Origin of the sequence: Pectinatus frisingensis (assembly GCF_015732285.1) — a bacterium.
In the GTDB taxonomy this organism is placed as follows: Bacteria; Bacillota; Negativicutes; order Selenomonadales; family Selenomonadaceae; genus Pectinatus; species Pectinatus frisingensis.
Window position 1 is genome coordinate 37,844 of sequence record NZ_WIQU01000034.1, and the last position, 6,808, is coordinate 44,651.

The window sequence follows — 6,808 nt, forward strand, 5'->3', positions numbered from 1 at the left end:
TAATTTTTATATAATTACAACATTATTATATAATATACCATTTTATCCTGCATTACTATAAACTGGTATAAACTAAACTTTGATATACACCATATCAACTGCATTGACAATTATCAATAATTAATATCAATACTGATAATAAATTCACAAAAACTATCAAAAATGATAATTAATATCAATAAATGACTGATTATCTATGAAATACAAATTTATACGCAAATATCCATTATAAATTTATTGACCAAAATGTGATATAATCACTTTCAGAGACAGCACAATCACTGACTGTCACAAATAATATTACTAATATGCAAGAAAGGTGATGCATAATATGACCAAAAGCACGATAAACACTGTTCTAGAAGAAAAAATAAATGCCATTACGCATGGAATAGGTACATTTTTTGCTGTAATTGCTTTGGTGCTCTTAATTTTACAGGCTTATTTCAGCGGCGGCAGATGGCAGATGATTGCTGCTATCGTATATGGTGTATCATTGGTGCTTTTGTATCTGGCATCAACGCTTTACCACAGTTTCTCACGTCAACACGTAAAATCCGTACTGAAATTTTTTGACCATGCTGCAATTTACATACTAATAGCAGGCAACTATACTCCCTTTACTCTCATTCCCCTACACGGCAAGTTTGGTTGGAGTATTTTTGCTTTGGTGTGGGGATTGGCATTAGTTGGGATAATTTTTAAAATATTTTTCGTTAAACGATTTAAATATTTTTCCACTATATGTTATCTTTTAATGGGATGGATGGCCGTTTTAATGGTCAAACCACTGTTGGCTGTATTACCCGCAGCTGCGATATACTGGTTGGTAGCTGGTGGTATTTTATATACAATCGGTACTGTTTTCTATTTGGATAAACAAATTCCATATAATCATGCTGTATGGCATTTATTCGTCATTGGCGGCAGTGTTTCCCACTTTATATCTATCTTTAAATATGTCATGCCAATTCCCGTTATCTAAAAGTTGTACCTTATCTTTTTTATACGTACACAAACCGCATTGCAATCTTAAGCAATGCGGTTTTTTATCGATTGCACTAAATTAATTTTTTCTTCAACTGACTAATTTTGTCAAAACTTTCTTACCGGTAAATAATTTAACAGCTAAGTCATCATCTTGTAAAACAGCTGTCAAACTCACATAAAAATCAGCCAACTGCACTCTAAATTGCTCCACCAGATAATCACACTGATTTTCCAATAACTTATTATAAAATAATTTTATTCTATTTTTTTCTTGTAATAAATATTCACCCGCATATTGATTTAATATTTTTTGCAATTCTGCATTCATTTGTTGATTATTGCCCTGCTCAAAAAAGGCTTTAGGATTTTTGAACTTTTTCAAGACTGGCATTAACATTTCATAATTTATGTTTATAAATGCCTGCCTGAATTTAAGCTGTGCATCATTTACAATATCAATTACTGCAAATGATATCCCTGGATTTATTGCTTGCAGTGACTCCGTAAGTTCCAATTGAAAATTTTTAAGCAAATTTTCAACAAAACGATCTAGCCGTATCGTCGTTGCCCGCATTTCCTGAGCGAAATCAAAACCAAGTCCTTCCACTAACTCGTGTAGTGCATCGTTTAAAGCTTTTTTTAAATTATGACTATCACTGCGCAATACTCCCGGATTAAAAGATTCCCGAAAAAAATCATTAAATCGTAAAAACACTCTTTGTTGTACATAATAAATCAGTTCATCCACTTCCTGCATCAGCCGGTTTTGCATATTTTTTGCTGACTGTCTAGTAAGTAATGCATCAACCGCAATTTGCTCCCGCTCAACATTGACTTGCTGTTTTTCCTTAGAAACTTTATCAGCAGCGGCATCACTGATCAAGCGATCAATCATTTTCATAATACGTTGTAGTTCATTTGTTGCTGCAGCTATAGACAATTTAATTAAATCATTGTTTATGAAAGAATAAAATTGATTTTCAAATTCCTGCATGCCTGTTGTTTTTTTAGCAATTCCTGTCTTTTTTTCCCGCAGGGCCTCCAGACTGGAAACAGCCGATAGCAGCGGTTGTCTTATGCCATATTGAATCAACTGTTTTTTTACATAATTTATCACCATATTTTTTTCTTCACTATTTTCCGCAAGATCAATGGCATTAATAATAAAAAACATCTTATCAACTGGAAAAGCATCTTTAATTCGCCCTAACTGTATGAGAAATTCCCTATCAGCACGGGAAAAAGCATGATTATAATATGTCACAAATAATAAAGCATCAGCTTTTTTTATGTAATTAAAAGTCGTTCCCGTGTGCCTGGCATTCACAGAATCAATACCTGGTGTATCAACAAATACTATCCCATTACGAGTTAATGGGCAATCATAGTAAATGTCTATTGATTCAACAAAACAAGACTTACTCTCAATGATGGCATACTCATTAAATTCATCAAATTCTACTGATAATGAATTACCAAATTTATCCCGAAAATTTTCATACCCATCGACAAATGCCGCTAAAAATGAATAATTCATCTTATCGACTGTATCTGAGACAGCAGAATCTTGTTTAATTTTCTTAATTTTTTTCTGTGCTTCAGACAGATTCGACGCTGTGACGCCAATTGTTTTCAATGCATAATTCACATCTGATAACATCATTTTTTCAGTCTTTATCTTCACTAACACGTATTTATGTCCATGTAGAACATCAACCGGCCTTATCCTGCTTATTGCCGCAGTCATTGGATTTGGTGATACCGATAAAACATTTTTACCGATAAGTGCATTGGCAAATGATGATTTTCCCGCACTGAATGCCCCAAACAAAACTACCGTAAAAGTTCTGCTCTTCAATCTGGCCGCTCTGTCACACAAGCTGTCCGCCATTTGAAAAAATCCTGGCAGCGAGCGAATAATCTCGGCTGCCGCCGTTAATTTACCCGCCATTGATACTATTTTATCCGTCATGTTAATTTCTTTATAGGTTTCCTCGTTATTGTGAGCTGATAACGCTATCTTGTTCATTGAAGCAGATGTTTTTTTCTCTGGTTGCACTGTAAATACCCTTGGTTTTATTACTGTAAAAGACTGTCTATCACTTCCAAATAATTCTTGCACTCTCATCGTTATAGTTGTACTGTTCAGCAGTTCTGCCGTTTTTTTAAACTCTTCAGACAAATTTCTTCTCTGCCGTCTAATATCTTCCAATGCGTTTACATATTCTTGAAATTTTTTCACCTTATTATCAAGTAAACACCGTTTTACATTGTTCTGCTCCATTGCCGCCAGCAATAATCTTTTTTTTATTATTCGCAATTGTTTTTCGGTTGTATATTTAATAGCTGATGCTACATTATCCGCATATCGTGTAACATATTCATCTGAAACACGCGCTCCCGTCTTTACTTCATCAACAAGCAATTCTCTGGAAAACTCAACTGTAAATTTTTCCACAGTATCATATAAAACGACATCATTAATTCGATTAGTTTTTATCCATCCCAACAAATAATTACATATGTGCCAATCAAGTTCTGATTTAGTTTTCTTCATAACTATTTCGTAAAAATCTATCAATCGCAGTAACTGCTCATTTTTTACCCTTCTAGCCGTTGAGAAAAAACCTGTTTTAAAACCCGGTTCACATGTTCTAAGATAAGCTTCAGCCAATTCTCTGACCTCAAACGGCATCAAATACGCATTGGCAAGGATCTTCTCTGTTCCTTTATCCAACGTCGTTTTTAAGGTTGCTGCAGCATTATCAATCGTATCTTTTTCTTGTAATAGTTTTGCATAATCCGTTGTCAATGACGCTTGCTGCTCTTCAGTCAGTTCATTCAACAGCTTTATGGGTATCTCCAATCTTTCTTCTGCCTTCATCCTCTCGACTTCCCATGATACATTTACCAACCGTTCCAGCGAACATTTTATCGTATCAATTAAAATTTTACTGCGTTCTTCCTGCAAATTAGTTATCAGAAAATTTTTTAATTGTGCATATTGGTTATGTATCCCTGACATATCCTTCATTGAAGTATAAAATATCCGTTGTACTTTTATTCCCCATTCTGCCAAAGTCTTTTTAACACTTCGACGAAATTCATCAAAAGTAAGTTCGGTTTCAGTATGTTTATCTATTTGATTTATTATCAAACAAACTGCCTTATTAGTCTTCTGTAAATTTCTAATAAAAGTAAAATTCAATTCAGATTGTACGTGATTATAATCCATGACATAAAAAATCAAATCGGCAATATATACTGCTGATTGTGTTGCAGTACGATGGGCATCATCAACTGAATCTATTCCCGGTGTATCTAATATTGTTACATCTTTGGCGATAAAAAGATCGTTTTGATTGATTTCAATCATGTCTATATTATCGCCATTCCGGCAATAACTTTGTATCAATTGAATGTCATATGGTGCTAAATATAAACGTGGTGATTCTTGTTTAAAAAATACTTTTGCACAATCTACTTCACCTTTTTTTATTTTTACCAAATTAGCACTGGTAGGAATAGGATTGGAAGGCAAAATTTTTTTACCCAGCAAAGTATTAATTATTCTTGATTTTCCCGCAGAAAAATGCCCGCAAAAGACAATTGTAAATTCTCCGGCTGCTAATTTATCGGTTAACTGCTTTACCTTCTGCATACTATCAATATCATTGTGTCCAGCAAAATAATTATATACAGTGCTGAGTTGATTTTGCAGTGAAATCTCTGTCTCTTCATATTTATTGTCAAATTTGAACATAGATGAACATTTCTCCCTAGTTAAAGTATTACTCATACAATAAAAAATATACTATTAATATTTCTTATTGTATACTATGTGAATGATAATTAGCAATGCCTGTGTCAGCAAATAAAAAAATAAAAGGCCAACACTATATGTGTTCGACCTTTTAATATCCATCTATTGCTTACACTAAACTGAAAGTATTTTTACGATACAACTAAATTTATAAGCATGATCAAACTGCAATGTTTCATCTTTATCTTTATATTTATAAAATAAAGATTTTCTGCATCGACTAATATACGATTTAATTACATTTTCATCAAAGATATCCGCTTAGCTCTTTGTGCCAATTCAGATGATTCCTTACCTTTTGCCGGAATCTCTTCTATTGGTAAATTCAATTCACGAGCTAATAATCTGCGTATTCTCGGCCCACAGAAATTACTTTGACAGCGCCCATAACTGGCGCGTGTACGACGACCTACTGCATCTACAGATTTCACCGGTATTCCACGATGCAAACAATCAATTATTTCTGCTTCCGTCACTTGTTCACAACGACAAATAATATTAAGATTAGGATCAGGAGAATCAATTACACCTTTAAAATCATTTGTTTTTTTTATTATTATCGGTTTACGTTCGGCCGCAAAATCTGTTTTCTTTGCAAGTTCCAATCCATTATTCATCAATATATCAATCACTTTTAAAGCTATTGCCGGTGATGATGTCAGACCGGGTGAATCGATTCCCACTAAATTAATCATTCCGGGAACACGATTACCATCAATTATCCAATCCGGTTGATTAGATTTAGGACGATTTCCGGCAAAAGATTTTAATGACTTACGCATATCGATATCTGGTACTGATTTGCGTGCAGTATCCGTTATATACTGAAGCGTTTTTTCATCAGTACCTACGTCATCTTTATCATCAATTTCTTCAGCATTAGGTCCAATCATTAAATTACCATGATACGTAGTAGTGACTAATATTCCCTTCCCCAATTTAGTGGGTACCTGAAATATAACGGAATTAACCAGATGACTTTGTTCTTTATCCAAAATAACATATTGCCCGCGATGCGGTGTTATTTTATAATCGTTAATCCCAGCCATAGCTGCTATCGCATCACTATATAAACCGGCAGCATTAACTAAAAAACGTGTTTCAATATTTTCTTTATTTGTTCCGATAACGAATCCATCAGCTGTTTTCTTTATTGATTCCACTTCATGTTCCAGCAATAAGGTAACACCATTTGCTATAGCATTTTCCGCTAATGCTATAACAAACTCATAAGGAGAAGCTACTCCGGCATTTTTACAATAAAGTGATGCCTTGACCGCTTCACTAAGATGCGGTTCATGCTGTTTTGTCTCTGCCGCATCCATAATTTTGAGTCCTTTTACACCATTAGCAATACCATAATCATAAAGTTTTTTTAAAATAGGAATTTCCTCATCATCAAAAGCTAAAACAAAAGATCCCGTCTGACGATAGCCAAAATGCAATTCCCTTTCCAATTGTTCATACATCCTATTTCCCTTTATACAAAGCTCCGCCTTTAAAGTTCCCGGTTTATCGGAATAACCACCATGAACTATGCCACTGTTTCCTTTTGAACAACCGCAGCTAACATCTGATTCTTTTTCAAGAACGCAAATATTTAGTTTATATTTCGATAATTCTCTGGCAATGTTCATACCAACAGTTCCCGCACCAATAATACAAATATCATACATAAAAAGTACCTCCCATACTTAATATTAATAGACAATGATTATATATATATTAATTCTATAACAGCAGTTATTTTCCTGCGCAAAAAAATAACAGTTTAGATTTTCTAAACTGTTATTATAAATTACAACATGGTGGCTCACCCGAGATTCGAACTCGGGACACCCTGATTAAAAGTCAGGTGCTCTGCCAACTGAGCTAGTGAACCAATGGCTGGGGTAGCTGGATTCGAACCAACGAATGCGGGAGTCAAAGTCCCGTGCCTTACCTCTTGGCGATACCCCAATATCATCTTACAAAGCAATATCAGGTCATCGCAAA

The 6,808-nt window shown here is 34.3% G+C and carries 3 protein-coding genes and 2 tRNA genes; 1 reads left to right on the forward strand and 4 read right to left on the reverse strand.

Annotation, left to right across the window (positions count from 1 at the left end; all coding sequences use genetic code 11):
* Positions 1–331: 331 nt before the first annotated feature.
* The gene (gene trhA, locus I6751_RS06400) at positions 332–985 is read left to right on the forward strand and encodes a PAQR family membrane homeostasis protein TrhA (RefSeq protein WP_407672846.1); all 654 of its coding nucleotides are present in this window, start codon (positions 332–334) and stop codon (positions 983–985) included.
* Between the two features lie 93 nt (positions 986–1,078).
* Here the strand turns inward: trhA and I6751_RS06405 are convergent, their stop codons facing one another.
* From I6751_RS06405 to I6751_RS06420, 4 genes are all read right to left on the reverse strand, one after another.
* A complete protein-coding gene (locus tag I6751_RS06405) occupies positions 1,079–4,753 on the reverse strand; it encodes a dynamin family protein (RefSeq protein ID WP_196592015.1) in 3,675 nt (1,224 codons plus the stop codon).
* 296 nt (positions 4,754–5,049) lie between these two features.
* Positions 5,050–6,489 (reverse strand): NAD(P)/FAD-dependent oxidoreductase, encoded by a 1,440-nt coding sequence (locus I6751_RS06410; protein ID WP_182185768.1) that lies wholly within the window; start codon positions 6,487–6,489, stop codon positions 5,050–5,052.
* A gap of 130 nt (positions 6,490–6,619) precedes the next feature.
* Positions 6,620–6,695, reverse strand: a tRNA-Lys gene (locus I6751_RS06415).
* Positions 6,696–6,697: 2 nt separating this feature from the next.
* Positions 6,698–6,772: transfer RNA gene (locus I6751_RS06420), tRNA-Gln, on the reverse strand.
* Positions 6,773–6,808: the final 36 nt, after the last annotated feature.